This is a genomic window from Mediterraneibacter faecis, assembly GCF_055383675.1.
Map to the genome: position 1 here is coordinate 3,055,385 of NZ_AP043803.1, position 25,047 is coordinate 3,080,431.

The window sequence follows — 25,047 nt, forward strand, 5'->3', positions numbered from 1 at the left end:
CAAAAAAAGAACCTGAAACAAATCAGTTTCAGGTTCTTCAGAGGCGCAGACCGGATTTGAACCGGTGAATCAGGGTGTTGCAGACCCACGCCTTACCGCTTGGCTACTGCGCCGTATTTATTTAACTATTAAAGTATAGCAAAATACGTGCAGTACGTCAATGGTGTTTTCTTTGATTTTTAACTTCATTATTCAACTTCTACAGGAATGAATGAAAATGTTGTCACATCAAACAATCCCATGTCTGTCAGCTTAATCTCCGGAATTACTGCAAGTGACATAAAGCACAGTGTCATTACCGGCTCCACATCTCCACAGATTCCAAGTTCTTCGTATGCTTTTTCATGAATGTCTGTTAATTTCTGATCTACCCATTCTCCGCTCTGATCACTCATCAGTCCGGCAATCGGCATTGGCATGCTCTCGATCACTTTTCCTTCCTTCACAAGAACAATACCACCTTCCTGCTCGATCAGACTGTTCACGGCAAATTCCATCTCTTCATCATTAACTCCAACAACAATGATGTTATGAGAATCGTGAGCCACTGAAAGTGCTACAGCACCTTCTTTGATTCCGTATCCTTTCAGGAATCCACAAGCTACATTTCCTGTTCCCTGATGACGCTCAACAACAGCTACTTTTACAAGATCAACTTCTGGATTTCTTACGAACTCTCCATTTGCATCCAACTCAATCTCTGCTGTATCTTTCGCTGTTACAACTCCACCCGGAAGAATCTTGATTACATTTACTTTGTTTGATTTCAAATTCATTTTAAATTTCTCTTTGGAGAAATCTTTTACGATCACACTTCCCTTAACGGAAGAAATATCACATTTTTTGATCTCCGGCAGATATTTTCCTTCTTCTGCCACCAGAGCACCTTCTACAAATACACGGTTTACATGGAAATCTTTCAGATCATCCAGAAGAACAACATCCCCACGGTATCCCGGTGCAATTGCTCCTCTGTCTTTCAGGTCAAAGCATTCTGCTGCGTTAAGTGTTGCCATACGAATTGCTGTCACAGGATCAAGACCTTCCTCTACACAGATACGCAAATGATTATCAAGATGTCCTTCGTGAAGGATTGTCTTCGGCTGACGGTCATCAGAACAGAGCAGGCATCTTCTACTGTTCTCTGCTGTCACACCTTTAAGCAGTGTTCGAAGGTTATGGCATGCAGAACCTTGGCGGAGAAGAATGTACATTCCTCTTTCCAGACGGTCATTCATCTCTTCTACTGTAGAACATTCATGATCTGCTGCGATTCTTGCAGCGGCATATGCATTCAGCTCTTTTCCTGTGATTCCAGGTCCATGTCCATCAATAAATTTGCCTTCCTGTTTTGCTACAATGATCTTATCCAGATCACTGTCTGCCGCATTGATCACACCCGGGAAATTCATGAACTCACCAAGTCCGGCAATTCCTTCTCTTGTGATTGGCTCTTTCATTGCTTCTGCATCGATCACCGCACCTGAGTGCTCGAATGGTGTAGCCGGTACACAGGATGGAAGCTCATATTTTACATCAAGCACTGTGTTCTCAGCTGCTTTCATCATATAGTCCAGACCGGCGATTCCACATACATTTACGATTTCATGTGGGTCTGCCATAATTGTTGTTCCTCCATGTGGAACTAACAGGCGTCCAATCTCCTCTGGACTTACATAAGAAGATTCGATATGGATGTGGCTGTCGATAAATCCTGGCGCTGCATATCTTCCTTCTGCATCAATCACTTTCACGCCTTCATACTCACCGATACCTGCAATCTGATTACCTGAAAATGCAATGTCTCCTTCCTGGATCTTTCCTGAAAATACGTTTACAATCTTACAATTTTTGATCACCAGATCTGCCGGAACTCTTCCTGCAGCTGTATCAATAAGTTTCTTTAATTCCACCTTCATTGTTGCTACGTCTTTCACGTCAGAAGTCCTCCTCTTTATTTTTCGTCTGAATCCTCTTTGCTTTTAAATGGAATCACTTCGCATTCATTTAAAGCTTCTTCGTCTTCGTCTGAATCTTCTTCGTCATCTTCTTCCTCAAGAAAGCTTTTGATTTTTGATAAACAAATTTTGATTTTCCTAAACGAATTTTCACCCTTTACATCGGTTTCATCTTTCTCTGCATCCGGCACAAAATTCTCTGATGACTCTTCCTCTGTGTCCTCTGTAATCACAGGCATCGCGATTGTCTCACCCAAAGCTTCGGACTCTTCTGAGCTATCTCTGTTTTCGGTCACTGCCTCTGTTTCAGTCGCCGTATTTATTTCTGTAATTCCTTCTGTCTCAGCCGTTTCATTTATTTCAGATGTTACATCTGTCTCAGCTTCTTCTGTAGTTGCATCTGTCTCAACTGCTCCTTCTGCTTCTGTAGTCAGATCTGCATCCTTCTCCTCTTCTATTTCGTCTGTTCCATTAATTCCTTCTAACAGCGCATCAACTGTCTTCTCTTCCTCTGACACTTCTTCTACTTCTGCCTCTGGCTTCGGTTCACACGGCATCCCCACTGTAAAGCAGCTTCCGGATCCCAGGATACTTTCTGCATCCACCCATCCATCATGTACTTCAGCAATCCATTTTACAACAGAAAGTCCCAGTCCAAAATGACCTTCTCCGGCACCTAAAGGATCTCCTCTGAAAAACCGATCCCATACGTGCGGCAGATCCGTCTCCGAAATTCCAATTCCCGCATCTGCAATCTTACAGGTAAATTCACTGCCTTTACTTTCAACAACAACTTTGATCAGTCCAATCTCCCGGCTATAATCAATGGAATTCTCCAGCAGATTTAACAGCATCTTCCGATAACAGTTCTCATCCACTTCTGCGTAAATCTCCGGTTCAATCTCATATTCTATCTGCACCGGTTCATCTGCCTCCTGAAGTCTGCTGATCTGACCTTCTATAATTCCTGTTGTCAGTTCACTGATATTCATGCGTTTTTTATAAGCCGGCTGGCATCCCTGATCTGCCTTTGCAAAAAATGAGACTTCCTGAATAAAATCTGAAAGAATCTGTGCCTTCTTCTGCACCAGTTCAATCTGCCAGCGCTGACGCTGGGACAGTCGCCAGTCGCCAAGGCACCATGCGCTTCGTGTAAGGATCACACTGACCGGCATCCACATCTCCTGTACAACATTTTCTGCAAAATGTCCCTCCTCGCGCACATCCTCAAGTAATTCATTCAATGTCAGCTGCAGTCTCTCCAATTCCGCATCAGATTCTTCCAGTTCCAACTGTCTGGAGAAATCTTTTGTTCTACAGATTTCCGCCGCTGACTCTGCCAGGTCTGCAGTCCGTTTCAGAACCTCTCTTACCAGAAAGTATCCAATTGCAAGAGATGCGATGAAAACGATTGGAAGTACCACCTTCGCCATCGCTTTTGCTGACTGCGCATCTGTTCCACTTATCACTGTAGCAAGAAACAACGCAATGCCTGTTGCCACGAATATGCACCCTGTATATTTTAGTGTTAATTTTATTTTCAAAGATATTTTTTTCATTCGTACTCCTCCAATGGAATCTCTGACATTCCAAATTAGATTATAGCACATTTTAAAACAGTATGTTGTGAAATTCTTCTTAAATAAAAAGTTTTTATTATGCTTTTCCGCCTTGTATTTCTCTCTGATTTGCCCTATCCTAAAAAGTAAATATATCAGCAAAAAAAGAGTTTTAAAACAATTTGAAAGAAGGAAATATCTATGAACAATTCAGTTTCTCAAGAACTATTAAAATTTCTTCAAAAGAGTCCCACAGCATTTCATGCAGTTCAACAGATGAAATCAGAGCTTCTTGCAGTTGATTTTACTGAACTAAAGGAAAATCAGCGTTGGAATATAGAATGCGGCAAACACTATTTTGTTACACGAAATGACTCTTCCCTGATTGCATTTACAATTCCGGAAAATGGTATTGACAAGATGCACATTCTGACAAGTCATAGTGATTCTCCGACCTTTAAGATCAAAGAGAATCCGGAGATCGAAGTAGAAAAACATTATGTGAAATTAAATGTAGAAAAATATGGTGGCATGCTCTGTGCACCCTGGTTTGACCGTCCGCTCTCTGTTGCCGGACGCGTTATAATAAAAGATAAGACAAGCGGACAATTCACGAGCAAACTCGTCAATATTGACCGGGATCTTGTTATGATCCCGAATCTCGCGATTCACATGAACCGTGAGATCAATAGCGGTTACAACTACAACGCACAGAAAGATCTTCTCCCACTTTATGGCTGTGGTTCTCCTAAAGGAACTTTTATGGAACAGATTGCTGAAGCTGCCGGGATAGAAAAAGATGAAATTCTCGGTCATGATCTATTCCTTTATAACCGACAGGAAGGTTCCATCTGGGGGGCTTCTGAAGAATTTATTTCCAGCGGCAGACTTGATGACCTGCAGTGTGCCTTCGCATCACTTCAAGGTTTTCTTTCCGGTGAGAAGAGAGACTGTATGGCTGTACACTGTGTTCTTGATAATGAAGAAGTTGGAAGCGGTACGAAACAGGGCGCCGCATCCACATTCCTTTTTGACACACTGATCCGTGTTCACGAAGCACTTGGATATGATGGAGAAGATTATCTTGTCCATCTTGCAGACAGCTTTATGATTTCTGCGGATAATGCTCATGCGGTTCATCCAAACTATACAGAGAAAGCAGATCCGACAAACCGTCCTTACCTGAACGAAGGAATCGTGTTGAAATTCAATGCAAACCAGAAGTACTGTACGGACGCCGTATCTGCTGCCATGTTCCGCGACCTATGTAAGCGGGCAGATGTTCCGGTTCAGACATTCACAAACCGCTCTGATATGGCCGGTGGCTCTACCCTTGGAAATATTTCCAACACTCAGGTTGCGCTCAATACCGTTGACATCGGACTTCCACAGTTGGCAATGCATTCCCCTTATGAGACTGCAGGTGTGAAAGATACTGAGTATCTGGTACGAGCTGCAAAAGAATTCTTCTGCTAGTAAAAGAAGGAGCAGGGATTTCATTATGACGAAATCCCTGCTCTTTATTTTTTACAAATGCTTTCTCAGCGCCTCTACATAATAAGATGCATAACGACTGAAAATAATATTTTTCTTTTTAATAATACCGATCCTCATCGTTTTATCAACATCTAATGGCTTCGCTATAATACTGCTTCCATTTAATTTCTGATCGATCACACCACTGCTTACTGTGAATCCGTTTAATCCGATCACCAGGTTAAATAAGGTTGCCCTGTCTCTTACCTGTATACTCTTCGGGAAATCAAGCATGCTTATAAATTCCTCTGAAAAATAAAACGAATTATTATTTCCCTGTTCATAAACAAGATACGGATATGGTCGTAAATCTTCCATGGAAATCATTTCTTTTTCTGCCAGTGGATGATCTTTACAGATAAATACATGCGGTTCTGCAACAAACATTTCCTCAAACTTCAACTGATTATTCTTTATCAGCTTCAAAATCACATCTTCATTGTGTTCCGAAAGGTAAAGAACCCCTATCTCACTTTTTCCGCTTGCCACATCTTCAATGATCTCGCCCGTCTGTGTCTCTCTTATAATAAAACTATACTGTTCTGCATCATATTCTTTGATCAAATCAACAAAAGCATTTACCGCAAATGAATAATGCTGACAAGACACAGAAAACTTCGGTGTTCTTCTCTCTCCATTTCCAAAATGTTCTTTCATATTGTCAGCCTGCTCTAAGAGCATCCTTGCAAAGGACAATAGCTCTTCGCCTTCTCTTGTAACAGTAACGCCTTTGTTAGACCTTGTAAATGCAGTCACTCCCATCTCTTTTTCAAGATTATGAATTGCTGCACTAAGCGACGGCTGTGAAATAAAAAGCTTTTCTGCAGCCTCCGTAATATTCCCACAATCCGCAACCGTAACTAAATAGGTTAATTGCTGTAATGTCATGTTTTCCTCCTTATTGAATCTGATAAAGTGCGCTTTGTAAAGTTTTCTGTCACAAAGCGTACGATAAGGTAGCCGATCAAAGTACCGATGCTATTTGTAATAATATCATCTATATCAGTTGCTCTTCCAGTAAAAAGTTGAGATATTTCAATAAAAAACGTTGCAACGCTTCCTGCCAGGGCAATACGTTTTATACTTCTTAATTAAGTTTAATTTTTCATTAAGATAAAAACTATATATAGGACACAAAATTATAGAACCACAAAGCAACATATGATATACTAGCAATGTTACCGCCTCCTATACTGGTACAGAACGGAGGTGTTCACCATGGATTTAGCATTATCTTTTATTGTCGCTGTTGCGGCTGGTGTAGTTTGCCACTACATCATCAAATGGTTAGATGGCGACAAATAGCCGGTAACTAGCCTGTGGAGTTAAACCTTTCCACACAAGAATTAGGAATAGAAAAACCCTCGGATGGCACTCCGAGGGTTTTTCGTTGCTGTTCACTATGGAATAGCATTATCTTTTTGCCTACTGGCATTATAGCATATGCAATTTAACAATACAATATGTAATTTTAATAGAAAGTGAGTATGTCCTTGATTTTTCACCTTTACCATGCTATACTACAAACCGCTGAAACCCTTATAAAATAAGGTCTTACTGGGTTTTAGTAAAGTGTGTTCGTGACCTTCCACACGTAAAACAAAACTAAAGGAGAACTGAATAATGAAAAACTCAAGTAACAAAGTGCTTTACCTGGCACAGGCAGCTATGATCGCTGCCATCTATGTCGTACTGACTGTTGTCGGTGCATCACTGGCTTTTGGAGAGGTGCAGATCCGTTTTGCGGAAGCACTGACGATCCTCCCGGTATTTACTCCGGCTGCAATCCCTGGATTGTTTGTAGGATGCCTCATCGGAAACACACTTGGAGGTGCAATCCTGCCTGACATTATCTTCGGCAGCCTTGCAACACTGATCGGTGCCATCTTTACATGGTCTTTAAGAAACAAGAGCAAATTCCTTGCCCCTGTTCCTCCGGTTGTTGCCAACATCATCGTGGTTCCATTTGTATTAAAATACGCTTACATGGTTCCACTTCCGATTCCTTTCATGATGCTGACAGTTGGTGTCGGAGAAGTGATTTCCGCCGGTGTGCTTGGTCTGATTCTTTACGGAGCACTTAACAAATATCGAGGAATTATCTTTAAAAAAGCTTTATAGATTTTTCTTATGTAACCTAAAAACGACAGGATCTTCATTTGAACTATTGAAGAACCTGTCGTTTTTATTTCATTTTCTAGTAACTGTTCAGAGCCAACCTCCAAAATGCTACGCATTTCGTCGGTGTGGCGTATCCGCCAAATAAAATTTCAAAAACAGTTTTAAAAATGCAAGCATTTTATACCTGTTTTTGAAATTTTGCTTGGCTCTGAACAGTTACATTTTCTATTTGATATAACCAATAAATGTATTTCCGCTTCCGGAAATCATTCCTTCCATCTCACTGATGGAAACTGTCTGTGACTCTCCATTTTCAGGATCTATATAAGTAATATCATTCTTCGTATATCCTGTCAGAAGAATTGCATGATCTGCACTTGTAAGTGCAATCACCGGACATCCTCTATTGATCACGTAGAGTACCTGATCCAGCGTACATCCTGTCAGATCTACTTTCTGAGCATCATATATCTTCATATAACGCTCACATGCTTCAAGTGATGTCTCTTCTCCTTCTTTCGAAAGAGCAACATCCTCTATCGAATACGCAAGATCTCGATTTCCTTTCTCCCAGACATATTTCTGGTCAGAAGAGATCACAACTCCTGAAATCTTCTGTGCTTTCTGAATCGCATAAGAAGCTTTATCATAAATTCCTGCCAGTTCACCGACCCCATAGACATAGTATTTCACACTTTCGCTGTTATCAGCAAGAACCATCTCAAGTTCATTCTTTGATGCCAGCTGATTCGGCCGGATCACTTTCACGCTCTTCTCTCCTGCTCCCTCTGCAAATGTAATCCGCATCTGTTTTTCCATCAGTGCTGTTGTGTATACTTCTGTTTTAATCGCTGTATCTTTGCGTTCCTCATTATTCGTAATAAACTCCTGTGAAGTAACGTTGTAAATATCCCCGCTTTTCTCTACACGATTCAGTGTTACCATATTATCATCAATTAAAATATCAGAAATATAAATGCCTTTATCAACAAAGGAATAGCTGGCAACTTTTTTGTTCTTAGAATTACGGATTTCCAGTTCATACATTGGAGTGATCGATTCTCCGGAAGCTTTCTTTCCTGCATCCTCAGATTTCATTTTTCCATAAATAAAGTCACCATTGACAAATCCAAGTGGACTAATTTTTTCTCCGCTTGCTGCCTCAACAGTATTCGTCTCCAGACTGCTTAGATTCATTACCTGAATCACTGTTCCGCCACTCTTATCTCCTTCTGACTGATATGCCATCAGATGTCCATCATCAGAAACCGCATATTGTCCTTCTTTAAGATTCTCCGCAAGTGTTGTCTGTTTATTCTTTTTCAGATCTACCTGATACAAAGTTCCGTCTGCCAAAACATATAACTGCTCTTCCGCATGATTATAATAAACCATCTTGCCAAGCTCATCCGCTGCGATTGCATAGGACTTCTTACTTGGTATAAATGCTTTCTCCTGGATCAGATTTCTCTCTACATCAAAATAATAAATTCCGACACCGACTTCTCCTTCGTGTTCGCCACGATTCATATATCCATACACAGCAAATGCAAGATTACCACTGTTGTCCATACTGATGATACGAACTGCATGTTGATCATTCAGATTCCTTTCATCTGTCGTATCTACATCTGCAAATCCGAAAATATTTAATAATTCATTCGAACTCTTATTGTACATCCAAAGGTTTCTGGACTCCACAAATGCTGCAATCGTTTCTTTCTCATTTGTCTCATACGGAACATCTGAAGGTGTAACGCCGAGCAGAATTCCGTTTTCATCGATCACACTTCTGTTCTCACTGAATACTTCCTGCATATCACGATTGTAATCCAACAGGTAAATTGTAGTTCCTGCGATTCTCACACGGAAAAATTCTTTAATATCATAAACTGCATTCTCACCGGCATCATCCACGCAGGAAACTCTGTAATTCGCAAGGAGAGAGGTATACACACTATTACTTTCCTTTATACTCCAACGCACATCACCAAGCAACTGTGGTTGCATAGTTCCCCACTGAATATGAGAAATATCTGAATGGATATTGACTGTCTGATAAGTTGTATTGTCACTCTCATCTCCAGGTTCCAAGTAAATATTCAATGAATCTACATCCGTCTTATTAAATGCTTTCGTATGAAAATCCTGTGCAAATGTAAGACATTGTGATGCTGTAATATCATCTGCTTTCTCAATTCTGGTATAGAAATTAACTTTCCTTGTCTCTTTCTCCTCGCCGATCACAAGCGAAACCTGAAGTACTGCCTCCTGGATTTTATCTCCAAGTGATTTCCCCAGCTTTAATGTAACATCTTCGCTTTCTGCAGACTTTAGAGTTCCTTTATCATATGTCTCTGTTCCATCCAGAGAATATACACTGTAACTGATCTCCCGGATCTGGTTATCATTTTTCTCAATCTGCATCTTCAGTGTACCATCACTCTCTAATGGTGTAATGGTATCTCGCATTGCGGCAATATCCATATCATTTACATAACCAGACAACGCATTTATCTTCTGTCCCCCCATCATAAATGAGACTCTCGGTAGTGTGGCATCTCCCATATCCACAACCTGATCATCATTTCCACGGTTCAGTATCACATTACTGATCACCAGCACAGCCGCAAAAAGAACAACCAGTGCGGCAATCTTTATTACCCTTTTCTTCATTATTTATCTCCCTTTTGCTCTGCCAGAAGCATACCTAATGTTGGCTGAATCTTCAAAAATCTTTCACAATCCTCTGCCTCTTTTCCGCTCTTTGCTGCAGGACTCCCCTTTTTCACTGCACGCAGCAGAATATTCTTCGGCGTATGCTCCATATCAATAAATTCTAATACCTGAGTTTCATATCCCTCGCTTTCCAGACGCTTTGCTCTAAGTCCATCTGTCACAAGTGCTGCAAAACGCTCTCGCAACAATCCATAATCCATAATTGGTCCGAGCACTTCTTCCATGGAAGCTAGTTGATCTCCCAGCATTTCTGAAACTTCCATAACTTCCGTCTTCGATTTCATCTTGCCTGAATGCAGATTTCTCTGCTTTTCAAGCTGCTTGTTCACCTCATGCTGACAACATGGAACAGACAAAATCACTTTCGCATTCCAGCCAACCGCTTTCGCAAGTGCATAATCTGTAGCTGTATCACACGCATGAAGCGTCACAACCATGTCAACCTGATCCACACCTTCATAATCCGCAATATCTCCAACAAGGAATGTCAACTTCTCATATCCATACTTCTTTGCCAGTTCATTACAATGCAGAATCACATCTGTCTTCAGATCTAATCCGATAGTACGAATATCATATCCTTTTAACTCGTGTAAATAATAATACATTGCAAATGTAAGATATGATTTTCCACATCCAAAGTCCAGAAGTGTAAGCTCTCTGTCCCTGTCAAGCTGCGGCAGAATGTCCTCAACAAACTCCAGGAAACGATTGATCTGACGGAACTTATCCATCTTCGTCCGCACAATCTTTCCATCCTGTGTCATAACTCCAAGATCCTGAAGAAACGGAACCACAATCCCTTCTTCCAAAATATATTTCTTCTTCCTGTTATGAGACAGATCCGCAGCTTTCGCCTGCACCTTCTTGCGCTTTCTCTTAATCGTTGCTTTCCCTTTCTTACTGATCAATACCGTGATATCCTCACTCACCGTCTCAACCTGAACCTGACGAAACTCTTCCAACAATTTCGCAAGCTCATCCTTCGTCTCTTCTACCGTCAGATTCTTATGAAATGCCTGCGTCTTTGTGAAAGACTCTAACTGAAATAAAAGCTCCCCCTTCTGTTCCATCGGTCGAAGCTTTGCCTTAACTACATTATCCTTTACTCGCGGGTTACTAAACACCGCACGAATAAACTCTCTATTCAAAATCCCAGCTAAAAACTGTATGATTTCTTCCATATAAATGACCTCTTTTTCTTCTATAATAAAGTAGAATCTCGAAAGACTCTTCTTACTATTTTGCAGAATAAAAAGGGAGATGTCAAGGGATATAGGGGACGAAATAAAGATTTATCGTAGAAATCATTTTTCGGATATGAGGACGAAAACTGCAAATATTATTTTAGAAAGTCGCTTGTTAGAAGAATGGTACAGGAACGCCGACTCAGGGTTACGCATACTGTTCATACTAGGAAAAACAACAGACTGCTAAAAGCAAAGAAAGGTTTGACAAACTCGCTGCCGCTCAGACAGCTGTCAATCCTTTCTTTAACGCAATCCATTGTTTTTCAAGTATGAGCAAGCATGCTCCACATTCGTCTTCGTCCCTGTACCATCCTTCTAACATGAAACTTCTCGGACTTCATATTTTCTGTTTTCTGTTTATTGAAAAAGATGAATTCCTACGACAAATTTTATTAAATACAAACATGTTTGAGATATGGATATCATTCTATAGAATATCCGGTGCGTCTGCTTCTCAAGTAGAGTTCTTCTTTCGAGAAAGTAGAAATCAGATAGCGACGAAAAATCTACTGATAGACAGATGTTGAGGGATTGATTCAGGTGACTGTTCTGTGTGCTTGGAAAGACTTAAAAAACGAAAGGTTACATTAAAGCAATGCGAGGCAGCTGTCTGAAGCGGCAGCGAGTTTGCCGAGCATTGCTTTGTTTTTAGTAATCTTTCGTTTTTCTTAGTCTTTCCTGTATACAGAACCCGGAGCCTGAAGCAATCCCTCAATGTCTGTCTATTAGAAGAAACTTTATAAGCGCTATCTGATTTCGTCCGATTTTTGAAGAAGAATCTCTACGATAAATCTTTACTTTGCAAAAAGCTCTTTCTCCCACTCTTCTTGCTCCAGCAAAAATCCTTTTTCTTCCAGTGCTTCTTGAATCATATCCAATGTCTTTTCACTATCCGCTTCTACTACATGATAATGGTAATCGGATGTGATATTTTTCAGTGGCGTAGACTTTCCGCTTCGGATGTCATCTATGAACTCTACTGCATTTCGTCTAGAATTAATATTGAGTGATGCTTCCATATGACCGTAGACTCTGTGATTCACCATCACATTACGAACTCTTCCGCCCAGATCGACGATTGTATAGAGTTCATCTTCAACCTGGTCATCGGTATGTTTCACTTTGAAGATTCTTTCTACTAAATGTGATTCGTGCAAAATATATCCTCTGTTTGTAGATATAATGTCATGTCCTGCGGCACGGATGAGTGCGATATCCTGCACGATCACCTGACGGCTTACTTCATACTGTGCAGCCAATGCCTTTCCCGGCACCGGTGCTGAGCTTGTCTTTATCTGATTTATAATGGCAGTTCTTCTTTCTGGTCCTGTCATCATGCCTCTTCCTTTCTAAATTGAAATCCATACTAATAATTGTTCTTTAACAATTATATCACTTTTACTCTACAGCATGAAGGTTTTTCATCGAGATATCAAGAATCGGAGCGGAATGTGTCAGGGCTCCACTGGAAATATAGTCTACGCCAAGAGCTGTCAGGCGTCCGATGTTCTCTTTTGTTACATTTCCGGAACACTCCGTCTCCGCTCTTCCGTCAATGATCTTGATTGCTTCCTGCATCTCTTCTGTTGACATATTATCAAGCATGATGATATCTGCTCCGGCTTCTACTGCTTCTTTTACCATCTCAAGATTCTCAACTTCTACTTCGATCTTTCTTACAAATGGTGCATAGTCTTTTGCCATCTCGACAGCTTTCTTTACGCTTCCTGCAGCTCCAATGTGATTGTCTTTCAGGAGTACCCCATCAGAAAGATTATATCTGTGGTTATAACCGCCACCAACACGAACTGCATATTTCTCGAAGATTCTCATATTAGGTGTTGTTTTTCTTGTATCAAGAAGTTTTGTTTTGCTTCCTTCAAGAAGTCCTGCAACGGAATGTGTATAAGTTGCGATTCCACTCATTCTCTGAAGGTAGTTCAGTGCTACACGCTCACCGGAAAGAAGTACGCGGATATCTCCTGTTACTTTTCCCATCAACTGGCCGTTCTTTACTTCGTCTCCGTCTTTACAGTAAAGTTCTGTCTTTGTATCTGCATCTAACAGTTCAAATACTCTGCGGTAAACTTCCAGTCCGGCAATTACTCCGTCCTGTTTACAGATCAGTTCTACTTCACCTTTTACATAATCTTTCATAACTGAATTTGTTGTTACGTCTTCGCTTGAAATATCTTCTTTGAGTGCCTCAAGGATCAAATGATCTGCCTGAAGTGTCATTGTAATTTCGTTCATCTTTATATCTCCTGTTCCTGTCTCTATATTCTTTCTCTACTCTTCTCTTAACTTTTATTTTTTCAGCATAGATTAATATCACTATTATTATGCCAATTCACGTACTTTTACTTCATTCTCTGTACCTGAGATTTTATTTGCCGCACGTTTGGCAAATACAAGGCTTTCCAGAAGTGAATTACTTGCCAGACGGTTCGCACCATGTACACCGTTACAGCTTGTCTCTCCTACTGCATACAAATGTTCCATGGATGTTTTACTGTCTGAATCTACCCAGACACCACCCATGAAATAATGCTGTGCCGGAACAACCGGGATACATTCTTTTGTCACATCATATCCCTCTTCCAGACAATGTTGATAAATGTTCGGGAAATGACCCATGATGGTTTCTTTTCCAAGTTTTTCCATGGACAGCCAGACATGATCTGTGCCTTCCTTTTCCATCTCTTCTCTGATTGCCTTAGTCACAACATCTCTTGGAAGAAGTTCATTTACAAAACGTTCTTTCTTGCTGTTAAGAAGAACTGCACCTTCTCCACGGACAGACTCTGAAATAAGAAAGCGTCTTCCTGGTTTCTTGGAATACAATGTTGTTGGATGGATCTGTACATAATCTAAATGCTCTAAACGAATTCCGTGTTTTTCGGAAATTGTAAGTGCATCTCCTGTGAGATGCGGGAAATTTGTAGAATGCTTATAACGTCCACCGATTCCACCGCTTGCCCAGATTGTATTCTCTGTATGGATTTCGAATTCATTTCCATCTTTATCCTGTGCAATGATTCCTTTACATTCATCATTTTCCACAATGATATCTGTCATCGTTGTATATTCAAGCAATGTTACATTAGAAAGCTGCTTTACCTGTGCAAGCAGTTTACTTGTGATTTCTTTTCCTGTAATATCTGCATGAAACAGAATTCTCGGACGTGAATGTGCTCCCTCACGAGTAAATGCATAAATATCCTGAATCTCTGCCTTTTCACCACCGTTGTCTACGGCTTCATTTCCAGACTCATCTGTCTCCTGTTTTTGGAAATCTACACCATAGCCAATCAGGTCATGAATGATCTCTCTTGAGCTGCGGATCATAAGATCTACAGATTCTTTTCTGTTCTCATAATGTCCCGCTTTCATTGTATCTTCAAAATAACTGTCATAGTCATCTTTGTCATGCAGCATGCAGATTCCTCCCTGAGCCAGGAATGAATCACTGCTCTCTAAATCTGACTTTGTAATCATAATGATCTTCTGATCTCTCGGAAGACTCAGTGCGCTGAAAAGCCCTCCCACACCTGTTCCGACAATGACTACATCTGCTTCCATTTTCATAATAAATATCTCCATTCCGACAGCGACTGTCGATTTGATCTCATTATTTTTCTTTGATCTTCGATTGCTGTCAATCCTATCTGCTCTCTGTTTACTTGGCCAGTTCTAACATTCTCTCTAACGGTTTTTTAGATTCTTCACGAAGCTTATCGTCTACAAAAACTTCATTCTCGCCTGTCTTTAATACATGAAGCACTTTCTCAAGTGTAACCTTCTTCATATTTCTGCAGATTGGAGTTGTCTCTGTAAAGTAAAATTTCTTCTCAGGATTTCTCTTCTGAAGTTCATACAAAACACCACTCTCTGTACAGATGATAAATTCTTTCGCATCTGATTTTCCTGCCTGCGCGATGATTTCTGAAGTACTTCCAACAAAATCAGAAAGTTCCAGAACTTTTGCCGGACATTCCGGATGTGAAAGAACCTCTGCTTCCGGATGCGCTGCTTTCGCTGCTTTGATTTCTTCAACCTCCATACATTCGTGCACAATACAGAATCCTTCATTATATATAAAGTTCTTTTCCGGTACCAATCCTGCGATGTAATGTGCAAGGTTACGATCCGGGATAAAGAAAATATTTTTATTCGGAAGTGCTTTTACAATCTTCACTGCATTGGATGAAGTTACACAGACATCAGAATGTCTTTTCAGTTCCGCTGTTGAATTGATGTAGCAAACAACAGCAAGGTCATCATACTCTGAACGAATCTTCTCGATTGTCTCCGCAGATGCCATATGTGCCATTGGACAATCTGCTGCCATATCCGGCATAAGCACTGTTTTCTCAGGATTCAGGATCTTCGCACTCTCACCCATGAATGAAACACCGCAGAACACGATTGTTTTCTCTTTCAGACCAACCGCAACTTTGCTTAAATAGAAAGAATCTCCCACATAATCTGCAATCTCCTGAACTTCCGGTCTTACATAATAATGCGCTAGAATTACGGCATTTTTTTCTTTCTTTAACTGTTCTATCTCTTCTCTGATTGTCATAGCACGTACCTCTCTTATTCTCTCCTGACATAAAATTCTGCTGTAACACACTTTCATGTCTATTACTCTGTTGATTTATTCTTGCCCATTATATCACTGTTGTTTACAGGTGACAAGACACTTGTTTTACAAAAACTTTACACCAAGAGGATTTCTTTTGTGAAAAATGTAACATTTTATATGGCATTGTTCTTTTTGTGGGGAAATGATGAGAGAATTTCCTCTATAAATTGCCGGGAAATAAAGATTTAGCGTAGAGATTCTTGTTTGAATGCGGACGAAAACTGAAAATATTATTTTAGAAAGTCGCTTGTTAGAAGAATGGTACAGGAACGCCGACTCAGGGTTACGCATACTGTTCATACTAGGAAAAACAACAGACTGCTAAGAGCAAAGAAAGGATTGACAAACTCGCTGCCGCTCAGACAGCTGTCAATCCTTTCTTTAACGCAATCCATTGTTTTTCAAGTATGAGCAAGCATGCTCCACATTCGTCTTCGTCCCTGTACCATCCTTCTAACATGAAACTTCTCGAAGTTCATATTTTCTGTTTTCTGTTTACTGAAAAAGGATCGTCTTCTACGCTAAATTTTATTAAAGTAAATACGCTTAAGAAATGGGAATCATTCTATAGAACATCCGGTACGTCTGCTTCTCAAGTAGAGTTCTTCTTTCGAGAGAGTAGAAATCAGATGGCGCTGAAAACTTACCGATAGACAGACATTGAGGGATTGATTCAGGTGACTGTTCTGTATACAGAACCCGGAGCCTGCATCAATCCCTCAATGTCTGTTAGAAGAAACTTTATAAGCGCTATCTGATTTCGTCCGAACTTGAAAAAGAATCCCTACGATAAATCTTTATTTTCTCAACTGCCAGAACGCCACTGCACTTGCTGCTGCCACATTCAGAGAATCTACACCATGTGACATCGGAATCTTCACAGTATAATCGCAAGCTTTAATTGTCTCCTGCATAAGTCCGTCCCCCTCTGTTCCAAGAATCACTGCCAGTTTTTCTTCACTCATAAGCTGCGGATCATCAATACTTACGGAATCATCGGTTAATGCAAGTGCTGCTGTCTTATACCCAAGTGCTTTCAGGCTTTCGATTGCCTGAACCGGCCAGATCTCTTTCCTGTCGCATCTGCGTTCTTTATCATCCTGAATAAATGTCCATGGAATCTGGAACACCGTTCCCATACTCACTCTGGATGCTCTTCGATACAATGGATTGCTGCATCCTGAAGTCAGTAATACTGCATCCATATGCATTGCTGCTGCCGATCGAAAGATTGCTCCGACATTCGTTGGATTCATCACATCTTCCAAAATGGCAATTCTATTCTTTCCTTCGCAAAGTTTCCTGAAATCTTCCAGTGGTCGGCGTTTCAATGCACAAAGCATTCCTCTCGTCAGCTTGAATCCTGTCAATTGCGTCAAAACATCAAACTCGGCTGTAAAAATAGAAGTGCCTGTATTCTCAAATCTTGCAAGAACTTCCTGCGTCTCTTCATTTTCTTCCATCTGCTTCTTTTCAACCAAAACAGATATTGGAATATATCCGGCATCCAACGCCCGTCCAATCACTTTCGGACTTTCTGCAATAAAAAGTCCATCTTCCGGACGGTCTTTATTCAGAAGCTGTGCTTCCGTATAACGTGCGTAGACGTCCAGTTCCGGTGCGTTAAAGTTGTTGATTTCTATAATATTTAACATATTCTCTCCACTTATTACTTATATTTTCCAATCAATTCTCTATAAAAATCCACCGTCAGATGAATCTTTTCCACAGATATATTTTCATTTTCTCCGTGCACAGATGCGTATTGCTGTTTATCTATATCGATTGGAGCGAATCGAATCACGGCACCGCCTTCATCCACGATCCACTCAAAACTGATCTGATTCTCTTTGAAATAGTCGAGTGCCAAAGCATTTTCCGATTCCATGATCTCCACACATTGCAATATCACACAATCTTGCAATCTCTTCGTCACTACATCCGGCTTTCTGCCTCATCCACCAAGAGATAAAGTCAGAACGCACGGTGCTCTAAAAGCTCTCTGATCTTGACTACAAACTTGTTTTTGATCTTTGGTTCATTCACAATTTTTGACATAATTTTTCCCCCTGTCTGTCGATAAAATTCCTGTTACTATTTTATCATACACACAGGGGGGAATAAAGATTAAAACACATATTAAATGATACCGTGATCCTTCGCCAATGCTTTAATACTGCGATCATAAGTTGCTTCTGCTTCTTTCGAAAAGAAACATCCCGGCACGCCTTCATTGTGATCACGATGATAAGCTACACAGGCACAACATTTCCCGTGACGCGGACAGTTTTGTGAAATTTCTATTTTTATCACCGTAAAAGCATAACCATCTCTAGTCCTTCTGTATGCAGGAATATTTTCGAATATTCGGATTGACATCTGTCATTTCCTGTAGTATTATACTTCCCTAAAGGAAATGGGTTTTTTGTCTGATAAGCGTTTATTCGCCGAGAGAGTTGCTCGTTTCTTTTTTATATCTATTACATCATACAAATACAACTTTCCATCATTTGAATGACGTATAAGCATAGAGGCATGAAAAACATTATATCTTTCTAATTCGCCCTTGTCGTCATAAACCGGGAGTGCAAATCTTGAATCATATCTGTACCATCCATTTTTAGCATCTCTTTTATGTTTATCCTCATGATTCTCTCTGAAATGCTTTCCTACTGCTATCTCTATCATTTCAGGAATTCCAGTCGCAGCATTTGCTTTTGCCTTTGCATTTGTTCCCTTTATACTATTGGTATATTTTGATCCACTGTATTCCTTAGGAAGATCGGAACCAATGAAAATAACATCTCCTGTTGCAGCAATAGTATAAAACTCGCCAACGTATTCTTTTAAGTATTCCCTGACATCTTTCCAATCTACAGAACGTTTTCCCTTAAATCGTATATCGTTAATCATAACAATATTATTGCCGTCAATGTCCTGAATAACAGAGACATTTCGATTGTGGAATCGGTATCAACATTCAATTCGCTATTGGGGACTTCTATCATGAAATTCAAAATATAGTAGATGAAAAAATGAAATCCATTACATTGCAGGATATTATTGATCGGTATTATTTTAAAATCAGGGAAGTTAAAAACCTTTAACTAATCAAGAATAGCAAGAATAGCAAGCACTGCCTGTGTCATGACACAGGCGAAATCCCCCTCACTTTCCTATCGTCTTTGCTACAATTTGCCTTGGGTAGTTACACCTAAAATTGAATTACACACGAAACAGACTGTTGTAAAAACCGAACATTTTACTACATGAGATGCCTCCAACGTCTCACTTAGTACCCAGGAAATGATTTTTCTGAAATATAGATCCATAATACTGGTAAGATATGCATATCCTCTCCTTTCTAACCATATACCTGGCTTATTTTTTTCTATATTTTAACGGAGAAACTCCATATGTTTTTTTGAAGCTTCTGATAAAATAGCTTACATTCTGATATCCACTCTGCATTGCAATCTCTGTAACAGGAATATCCGTATCTTGTAACAGCTGTTTTGCATACTCTAATCGTAAATGTGTTATATATTGCGAAAGTGTAATATGAAAGTGTTCCTTAAAATATCGCGATATATATTTTTCCGAAAGATGAAACAGCTCACCAAATTCTTTCAACGATATCTTTTCTTTAAAATTCTGCTGTATATATGAAATCATTTCTTTTTCTACAATATTTCTCCCGCTTTTATCATTTTCAATCACAAAGCCCTTCTCCCACATTTCAAGAATAAATTGTAAAAGAATTCTTTTTGTCTTTATCTGAGCAGTTATTTCGGACTCAGTTTTCTTATTTTTTGCCATATATGTCTCAACCAACTGCTCACACAGTTCTTTTGCTGTATCTTTTACTCTTGGGCCTATCATCAGGTGACCATTTTTTAACGGCTTCAGTAATTTATCATCTAACATATCATTTATGCAAAAAGATATGTATTCTACCGGAAAAAGGAAAGTAAAATAATCTACTGTACCAGTCTGTGAACCCATAAAATGCAGATTACCCGGCGACACTACAAAAGCATCACCGGGGGTTCCAATATAGTTTTCTCCTGATATACTTACAGTCAAAAAACCACTTTTTACATATATAATTTCCAGTTCATCATGCCAATGTACCGGTATCTGAAATGATCGTCCCCCATTTTTTATATGATATGTACTAAACGGATCATCCTTTGTACCGTGTGGTTTATTTTCTTTTAATTCAAAGTACATAATCTCTCCTTTAATATTCCCTACAGGCGAAACAGAGGATTTACGACATATCAGATAATTCTACAAGACTTTTACTCTTCCATTTTCCACTCTTCCATCTAAGTACCATTCCCACAGCTCTCGCACATTCGTCACCTGCCATAGCAATATATGCTCCCACAGCCAGAAGTCCCATGTGTATTCCAAGAAAATACGTTCCGCCAACTGCAAATAAATACATAAATATCGCACCTAGCATAACCGGGAAAACTGCATCTCCACTCGTTTTTAATGCCTGACCATATACAAGGTTTGTTACCCTTCCAAATTCAAGAAATATATCTACTATTAACAACTTTACCACAAGATTTATCATCTGTATATCATCCGTAAATATATGCACTATAAAATGCCCGGCTAATGCAAATGTTACAGAAAAGCATGTCGCTGTGATAATTCCGTATATCGCAGCTTTTCTCGTTCCCCTGTTACATTTCTCAAACTCTTTTGCTCCAATTCTCCAGCCGGTCATAATTGCATTTGCCTGAGCAAGGGCAGCTCCCACACAATACGAGAAACTTGCAATCTGTACAGCATAGGAGCGAGCTGTAACATTCATTCCATCCGCATCCATCTGATTCATAAAACGCACAATCAGGGTCATTGCAATGTTGTAAAGTGCAGTTTCAAGTGCAGAAGGAAAACCAATCTTAACAATCTGCGCAAATATCTTTCTTGCTGCAATCCGCTCAGGACTCTGCTTTGCTTTTATAAGGACAGCCCCCATGCCAGCTACAATAATAAGATTTACAACTCTCGAAATAACTGTGGCAACGGCAACTCCCATTACGCCCCAGTTGAATACAAATAAGAATACTGAATTAAGTATTATATTAAAAACATTTCCAACAACAGTTCCTATTAAAGAATGCTTTGTATATCCAAACACTCTCAAATAACTGGAGAAAATAGGAATAAGTGCATTTAAAAAACATGTGCCACCGACAATTCTAAGGTATATTTCAGCCGGCTCAAGCAAAGCCGGAGCAATACTTACGATTCTAAGCATCCCACCAGAAAATGCGGCAAGAATGATAGACATTATGATACCTATCAATGCGTTGAATATAAGTCCAAGTTGTCTTGCCTGATATGCAATCCCCGGTCTTCCGGCTCCAATATTTTGTGACATAACAGCTATCATACCCGATGATATTACTCCAAACATAATAATAAAAACGCCTATATATGTATTGGCTGTTCCCACTGCTCCCACAGCCTGGTCACTTACAGATGATAGCATAAGCGTATCTACCATACCGGAAAGCATATAAAATAAAGTTTCTAAGCATATTGGCACAGATAGCTGTGTTAATGTTTTTCTTTTAGCTTCCATGTTTTTCTCCTCACATACAATTCAAGACTACCCTATCAATAATACGATATATTTCTATGTGATTCTTGTATAATATCATGTGAAAATTGCACTATTTCTACTTTAGCTTGAAGAGTACTCGGGGGAAGCTATACCATTCCGATGACTGTCTGGATTATGCCAAAGTACAGGAAATTCAGAAGTTATATCCACAGATTGGATTTTCCATTGGAAAAACTCTATCCGGTCTTTTAACAAAATAAATACAATTTTTACCTATTTCCATATCTGCGAAAACTTTTATAAATAAAAGGCAGTAAGGCTATTGCCATCACTGTATACATTACCATTACAAGCGGAATTTGTCGAAATACACAATTCCCAATCTGATAAATAAGTGGGACTTTTACACTTGCCTGTACATTTGTCAAAATTGTTGGTATCAAATTGAAAAGCGTTGTATACACAGAAAGTGCCCGTCCTATAAATGGCAATAAGCAATATAAAAAGAACGGAATGCAAACAGCGACACTAATTGTATGCATTTTAGCCGCTACTAACATAGACACTGAAGCCGCCAGCATACTGGCTATAAATCCACATACAACTGTCAACAAATAGTATTGTCCATATGACATAATGTAAATACTATATGCCTGATACATTTGATAGGGTGTATTCATACCACTGGTTCCCATAATTCCAAAACAAATCACACTAAGTAATATAATTCCCATACAATAAATCATAACTGTCGTAACTATTCCTGCCAGTATTTTTGTTTTAACAGCTTTTGTACGTCCATACTTTGTAGAGAAAAATACTGCATCTGCTTTTGTCTGAAAATCATCTGCAAATATTCCAGCACAAATAAAACCAACTATGATTGCCAGAATAATAGAATTCGTTTCTACATACATAATCATCGTATCCCATGAACTATAAGATTCGTATTCTACTGGTAATTTTATTTCATTATATTTCTTTTCCAAGTATTTTTTCTGAACAGCAGTCTTTCCATATTCTTCTGCCATCTTTTCCATATTTTTATGATAAGTGTCATAGAACTCTTGTATATTTTCTTCTGTAATTTGATTCAGAACACTTTCATCATATTCTGCATCCGGTATTAATACCGATATTATAAAACTCCTAATATCATCTATCGGTTGTAATGTCGTTCCGTAAATCGCATTTTCTTCTTCTGAGGATTGTGTCACCGCATTTTTATTTTGTTCTATAACTTTTCCAAGTTCATCTTCTGTCAATGTACCTTTCCATGCTCGTCTGTTATCTGTAAGTTTTCTTGTTGCCATAATTCCAGTACTAGCATTTCCATTCTCATCCACATAGCGATTACTTGTAACTGCAAATCCGCTAAAAATGACAGCAAGTATCAATGCCAATCCGATTGCAAATACATTAATTTTCTTTGAAAAAATTCGTTTTAATTCTAATTTAAGCATCTTGTTTTTCCTCCGATTTTTCTCCAAAATAAAATAGAAATGCATCTTCCAGATTTTTTTCTACAGCCACAGCATCTTCTGTTGGCTTTTCTATTGAAATAATTCTAAGCTCTGCTCCGGTTTTTGTTGTTTTTATATTTCCAACCAAATATTCATTCATATATTTGTCTATCATACTTCTCGAAACATTACATTGCCATACCTTTTCTTTCATAGAAGATACTAAATCTTCCGCAGTACCTGCATAAAAAAGTTCTCCATCTTTCATTAACATAATGTTATTCGCAATGTACTCAATATCCGATACAATATGTGTAGACAAGAGCACCAAACGTTCTTCCGACAATTCACTAATTAAATTACGAAAACGTATTCTTTCATTCGGGTCTAATCCAGCGGTAGGTTCGTCCAGGACAAGAATTCGCGGATCGTTTAACATCGCCTGTGCTATTCCTACACGTCTAACCATTCCTCCAGACAAATTCTTCATTTTTCTTTTACTGAATTTTTCCATTCCTACTTGATTTAATAATTGCTTCACTTTTTTTCTGGCAAACGGTATTTTTAACCCTTTTATAGAAGAAATGTACATCATGTAATCATATACGGTCAAATCTGGATAATATCCAAAATCCTGTGGTAAATATCCCAGAACTTCTCGGTATTCACCTCCTAGTTTCCATATATCTTTACCATTCCATAATATTTGTCCTGCTGATGGTTGAACAATCGTACAAAGCATACGCATTAATGTGGTCTTTCCTGCTCCATTTACTCCAAGCAGTCCATAAATTCCTTTTTTCATAACACAATTCACTTTATTGACAGCATTTACTTCTCCGTATTGTTTTGTTACATTTTTAATTTCTAATTTCATACATGTATTCCTCCAAAATTTTTTCATCAAATACCAATGACTTCTGAACACAAAAAATAAAATATACAAAAGTCAATATCAGCATAGCCACCCATACCGGAGTTACAATTTTCTGATAAATAACATCATTTGCAACAATCATCATCCATAAACCAACCCATACCAGACAGGAAAGCACTGCTATATATTCTGATTTTTCCCATCTGCTGTACAATACACGAAAACATATACAACATGAAACATTTACTGGAAGCAAAAAATTAACCACCAAATCACTTAACGAGAGTATTGTTGTTTGATATGTAATTGCCAAAAACACCATAACGATCACCAGATCCACTACTCCAAACATTAACATTCTTGCTGTACAAATCTGACGCAGTGTGTAATAAGACGCCTGCTCAATCTCAATCGCACCATTTCTTCTGTTTTTCCAAATTTCCGGGACAATCAGAACCACAAATATTGTGGCAGATATTCCCATAATCCTCATCATATCTTTTATGTCTGATGTATAATTACTCAACCATATCCATAGACACATAAGAATACAACCTTGTAAAATCCACCATCTTTTTTTTATGAATTTTGTCTGCTCATACAAAAATTCAAAATAAGATGTTCTATGCGATTGTTTCGATAAAATTGACTTTGACAAAATATTCTGACATGCTTTTACTGTTCTGTTTTCTGCTTCAATCCTTACATATTTTTTTTCAATCTCCTCTTTATATTCCTTTATTTGTTGCTTATATTTCATCATAGTTTTCCACCTCCAACTCTTTCATCAAAAGTTCTTTTGCTCTTCCAATTCGATATTTTACAAGCGAAAGTTTTATGTGAAGTAATTCTGCAATTTCTCTTTGCTTCAATTCTTGAAAAAAATATAAAACTGCCGTTTCTCTAATTTCTTCCGGTAACTTTCTCACTGCCTGTTCAATAGTTAATCGGACTCCTATCTCTTCTACATGATTTTTACTTCTGTCCTCTGATTTTAGCAGTTCCTCTGATGGAATATCTTTTTTCTTTTTGTAATAATTTTTAACGGTATTTCCGGCAATTGTATAAAGATAATTCTTAACTTTTCCATATTCTTTATATCTATATAAATTGGAAAAGAAACGTGTAAATACTTCTTGTGTCAAATCCTCTGCCTCATAGGGATCATAGATATGTAGCAAACAATATTGATATATACTTGAGTAATATTTTTTGACCAGTTTTTCACACGCGTCTTCATCTCCTGCTCTTGCTAGATGTACTAACAAAGAATCTGTCTTGTATTCCATTCGCGAATTTGCCTCCC

General features: G+C 38.9%; 22 protein-coding genes and 1 tRNA gene. 2 read left to right on the top strand and 21 right to left on the bottom strand.

Annotated elements, in window-relative coordinates; all coding sequences use genetic code 11:
• Positions 1-41: 41 nt before the first annotated feature.
• The 3 genes from ACZ47Z_RS14460 to ACZ47Z_RS14470 all read right to left on the bottom strand — a co-directional run bounded on the left by ACZ47Z_RS14460 (position 42) and on the right by ACZ47Z_RS14470 (position 3,517).
• Positions 42-113, bottom strand: a tRNA-Cys gene (locus tag ACZ47Z_RS14460).
• A 75-nt stretch (positions 114-188) separates the two neighbouring features.
• Positions 189-1,919 (bottom strand): adenine deaminase, encoded by a 1,731-nt coding sequence (gene ade, locus ACZ47Z_RS14465; protein ID WP_054752859.1) that lies wholly within the window; start codon positions 1,917-1,919, stop codon positions 189-191.
• A 35-nt stretch (positions 1,920-1,954) separates the two neighbouring features.
• Positions 1,955-3,517, bottom strand: a complete 1,563-nt coding sequence (locus ACZ47Z_RS14470; protein ID WP_054752823.1) for a sensor histidine kinase — start codon at positions 3,515-3,517, stop codon at positions 1,955-1,957.
• 201 nt (positions 3,518-3,718) lie between these two features.
• Here ACZ47Z_RS14470 and ACZ47Z_RS14475 point away from each other — a divergent pair, with 201 nt between their 5' ends.
• Entirely contained in the window at positions 3,719-4,993 is a 1,275-nt protein-coding gene (locus tag ACZ47Z_RS14475; RefSeq protein WP_464525687.1) for a M18 family aminopeptidase, read from the top strand.
• Between the two features lie 51 nt (positions 4,994-5,044).
• On the opposite strand, the gene ACZ47Z_RS14480 is transcribed toward ACZ47Z_RS14475, so the two are convergent.
• Both ACZ47Z_RS14480 and ACZ47Z_RS14485 read right to left on the bottom strand, forming a co-directional pair.
• The gene (locus tag ACZ47Z_RS14480; protein ID WP_117914359.1) at positions 5,045-5,941 is read right to left on the bottom strand and encodes a LysR family transcriptional regulator; all 897 of its coding nucleotides are present in this window, start codon (positions 5,939-5,941) and stop codon (positions 5,045-5,047) included.
• Positions 5,938-6,135, bottom strand: a complete 198-nt coding sequence (locus ACZ47Z_RS14485; RefSeq protein ID WP_330577882.1) for a VanZ family protein — start codon at positions 6,133-6,135, stop codon at positions 5,938-5,940. Before ACZ47Z_RS14485 ends, ACZ47Z_RS14480 begins: the two co-directional genes overlap by 4 nt.
• Positions 6,136-6,676: 541 nt before the next feature.
• On the opposite strand from ACZ47Z_RS14485, the gene ACZ47Z_RS14490 reads away from it, so the two are divergent.
• Positions 6,677-7,174, top strand: coding sequence for a QueT transporter family protein (locus tag ACZ47Z_RS14490; RefSeq protein WP_015528578.1), 498 nt, complete (start codon positions 6,677-6,679; stop codon positions 7,172-7,174).
• 225 nt (positions 7,175-7,399) lie between these two features.
• Here the strand turns inward: ACZ47Z_RS14490 and ACZ47Z_RS14495 are convergent, their stop codons facing one another.
• The 16 genes from ACZ47Z_RS14495 to ACZ47Z_RS14570 all read right to left on the bottom strand — a co-directional run bounded on the left by ACZ47Z_RS14495 (position 7,400) and on the right by ACZ47Z_RS14570 (position 25,030).
• Complete coding sequence (locus tag ACZ47Z_RS14495; RefSeq protein ID WP_464525688.1) at positions 7,400-9,850, bottom strand: C39 family peptidase; 2,451 nt, start codon at positions 9,848-9,850, stop codon at positions 7,400-7,402.
• Complete coding sequence (locus ACZ47Z_RS14500) at positions 9,850-11,097, bottom strand: class I SAM-dependent methyltransferase (protein WP_054752816.1); 1,248 nt, start codon at positions 11,095-11,097, stop codon at positions 9,850-9,852. Before ACZ47Z_RS14500 ends, ACZ47Z_RS14495 begins: the two co-directional genes overlap by 1 nt.
• Positions 11,098-11,957: 860 nt before the next feature.
• Entirely contained in the window at positions 11,958-12,497 is a 540-nt protein-coding gene (locus ACZ47Z_RS14505) for a transcription repressor NadR (RefSeq protein WP_054752814.1), read from the bottom strand.
• A gap of 64 nt (positions 12,498-12,561) precedes the next feature.
• Positions 12,562-13,416: a carboxylating nicotinate-nucleotide diphosphorylase gene (nadC, locus tag ACZ47Z_RS14510; protein ID WP_055147039.1), complete on the bottom strand. Its 855-nt coding sequence runs from the start codon at positions 13,414-13,416 to the stop codon at positions 12,562-12,564.
• An 87-nt stretch (positions 13,417-13,503) separates the two neighbouring features.
• Positions 13,504-14,751 carry an L-aspartate oxidase gene (locus tag ACZ47Z_RS14515; protein ID WP_464525689.1) on the bottom strand — a complete coding sequence of 416 codons (1,248 nt, stop codon included), beginning with the start codon at positions 14,749-14,751 and terminating at the stop codon, positions 13,504-13,506.
• Positions 14,752-14,842: 91 nt separating this feature from the next.
• Entirely contained in the window at positions 14,843-15,748 is a 906-nt protein-coding gene (gene nadA / locus ACZ47Z_RS14520) for a quinolinate synthase NadA (RefSeq protein ID WP_054752812.1), read from the bottom strand.
• 860 nt (positions 15,749-16,608) lie between these two features.
• Positions 16,609-17,466: a TrmH family RNA methyltransferase gene (locus tag ACZ47Z_RS14525; protein WP_054752810.1), complete on the bottom strand. Its 858-nt coding sequence runs from the start codon at positions 17,464-17,466 to the stop codon at positions 16,609-16,611.
• Between the two features lie 14 nt (positions 17,467-17,480).
• Positions 17,481-17,747 (bottom strand): hypothetical protein, encoded by a 267-nt coding sequence (locus ACZ47Z_RS14530; protein WP_181968172.1) that lies wholly within the window; start codon positions 17,745-17,747, stop codon positions 17,481-17,483.
• Between the two features lie 203 nt (positions 17,748-17,950).
• Positions 17,951-18,190, bottom strand: coding sequence for a hypothetical protein (locus ACZ47Z_RS14535; RefSeq protein WP_054752808.1), 240 nt, complete (start codon positions 18,188-18,190; stop codon positions 17,951-17,953).
• Positions 18,191-18,208: 18 nt separating this feature from the next.
• The gene (locus ACZ47Z_RS14540; RefSeq protein WP_054752806.1) at positions 18,209-18,724 is read right to left on the bottom strand and encodes a hypothetical protein; all 516 of its coding nucleotides are present in this window, start codon (positions 18,722-18,724) and stop codon (positions 18,209-18,211) included.
• A gap of 468 nt (positions 18,725-19,192) precedes the next feature.
• A complete protein-coding gene (locus tag ACZ47Z_RS14545) occupies positions 19,193-20,044 on the bottom strand; it encodes an AraC family transcriptional regulator (RefSeq protein ID WP_464525690.1) in 852 nt (283 codons plus the stop codon).
• A 40-nt stretch (positions 20,045-20,084) separates the two neighbouring features.
• Positions 20,085-21,419, bottom strand: coding sequence for an MATE family efflux transporter (locus tag ACZ47Z_RS14550; RefSeq protein WP_464525691.1), 1,335 nt, complete (start codon positions 21,417-21,419; stop codon positions 20,085-20,087).
• Positions 21,420-21,670: 251 nt separating this feature from the next.
• Entirely contained in the window at positions 21,671-22,864 is a 1,194-nt protein-coding gene (locus tag ACZ47Z_RS14555; RefSeq protein WP_054752803.1) for an ABC transporter permease, read from the bottom strand.
• Positions 22,857-23,741: an ABC transporter ATP-binding protein gene (locus ACZ47Z_RS14560; protein ID WP_054752801.1), complete on the bottom strand. Its 885-nt coding sequence runs from the start codon at positions 23,739-23,741 to the stop codon at positions 22,857-22,859. Before ACZ47Z_RS14560 ends, ACZ47Z_RS14555 begins: the two co-directional genes overlap by 8 nt.
• Positions 23,725-24,504, bottom strand: coding sequence for a hypothetical protein (locus tag ACZ47Z_RS14565; RefSeq protein ID WP_464525692.1), 780 nt, complete (start codon positions 24,502-24,504; stop codon positions 23,725-23,727). The genes ACZ47Z_RS14560 and ACZ47Z_RS14565 overlap by 17 nt, the downstream gene beginning before the upstream one ends.
• The gene (locus tag ACZ47Z_RS14570; protein ID WP_464525693.1) at positions 24,491-25,030 is read right to left on the bottom strand and encodes an RNA polymerase sigma factor; all 540 of its coding nucleotides are present in this window, start codon (positions 25,028-25,030) and stop codon (positions 24,491-24,493) included. Before ACZ47Z_RS14570 ends, ACZ47Z_RS14565 begins: the two co-directional genes overlap by 14 nt.
• Between the last annotated feature and the right edge of the window lie 17 nt (positions 25,031-25,047).